Source organism: Pseudoalteromonas sp. MQS005 (assembly GCF_001661605.1).
In the GTDB taxonomy this organism is placed as follows: domain Bacteria; phylum Pseudomonadota; class Gammaproteobacteria; order Enterobacterales; family Alteromonadaceae; genus Pseudoalteromonas; species Pseudoalteromonas tetraodonis.
The window spans coordinates 1-1,309 of sequence record NZ_LYRQ01000110.1; the positions used below are offsets into that span (position 1 = coordinate 1).

General features: G+C 43.4%; 1 protein-coding gene and 1 other annotated feature. The gene reads right to left on the bottom strand.

Annotated elements, in window-relative coordinates; all coding sequences use genetic code 11:
* Nucleotides 1-39: 39 nt before the first annotated feature.
* Nucleotides 40-1,259, bottom strand: a protein-coding gene (locus A9479_RS19430) for an IS3 family transposase (RefSeq protein WP_223230517.1) whose coding sequence is annotated in 2 segments (ribosomal slippage) — nt 40-971 and nt 971-1,259 — 1,221 coding nt in all. Because the reading frame shifts where the segments join, the coding sequence is not laid out codon by codon here.
* Nucleotides 865-981: a sequence feature (AL1L pseudoknot), on the bottom strand. Its footprint overlaps the gene before it by 117 nt.
* Nucleotides 1,260-1,309 lie beyond the last annotated feature (50 nt).

The following is a 1,309-nucleotide window of genomic DNA, read 5'->3' on the forward strand; positions in this document are numbered from 1 at the left end:
TGAATCGCCCCGAGTTCATCGGAGACCAGTTTGTTTAAGTCAGGCCACTTTACCTGACTCGTTTAAATTATCATAGTAGTCTGTTTCATATTGAGCTGGTGAAATATACCCAATTGAAGATAATAAGCGTTGATTATTAAACCAATTGACCCACTCTAACGTTGCGTATTCAACAGCATCAACATTCTTCCACGGGCCATTTCTGCGAATAATCTCTGTTTTAAATAATCCATTTATTGTTTCAGCCAATGCATTGTCATAAGAGTCACCCACACTGCCTACAGACGCTTGAATTCCAGCTTCAGCAAGTCGCTCAGTGTATCGTATAGACAAATATTGGCTGCCTCTGTCGCTGTGGTGAATTAACCCTTCGGGGTTGCCACGATGCCAAATAGCTTGCTCTAACGCATCAAGAATAAGCTCTGTGTGCATTGTCGTTGATACACGCCAACCTACAATGTATCGTGAAAAAACATCTATCACGAAAGCGACATAAACAAACCCACTCCATGTGGCAACATAGGTGATGTCAGCTACCCAAAGTTGATTTGGCTGCTCAGCAGTAAATTGACGATTAACTAAATCAAGTGGCTTATCTTGTTGCTCGTCAGGTATCGTTGTCTTATGTGCTTTACCCCGACGAACACCTTGAATTCCCATAACTCGCATCAATCGTTCGACTGTACAGCGGGCGACTTGATGGTCGTCAAGCTGTAGCTGCTTCCATATTTTTCTTGCACCATAAACTGACATATTATCCTCCCACACTTCGCGAATGAGTATTATCAGCTCAGCATCACGCTTTTTGCGGTTAGACAGTCGCTCAGGCTCTCTTTGTATCTGTTTATGAGAATAATACGTTGATGGTGCAATCGGCAATTCCTTGCAAATTGACTCGACACCGTAATGCTCTCTGCAAGCATCAATAAAATCCACTATTACTTCTGTTTGCGGTCGAGCTCCGCTTGGGCGAAAAAAGCGGCAGCTTGCCTCAGGATATCATTCGTTCGCTTGAGCTCTTTATTCTCGCGCTCTAAGACGGCAAGGCGTTCTTCAGTTGATTGCGTATTAGAAGAGGGTTTAGACGGTTGAGCTTGAGATTTCTTGACCCATGCTCTAAGTGTTTCTGGGGTACATCCCAGTTTATCTGAAATCGATACTAGCGCAGCCCAAAGAGAAGGGTATTCATGCTGTTGTGTGGTAACAAGCCTAATTGCACGTTCACGAAATTCTGATGTATAGCGATTTGATTTTTTCATAGTTCCAGTTTCTCAAGTTATTGAGTCTCTGGCAAACACGGGGCGATTCA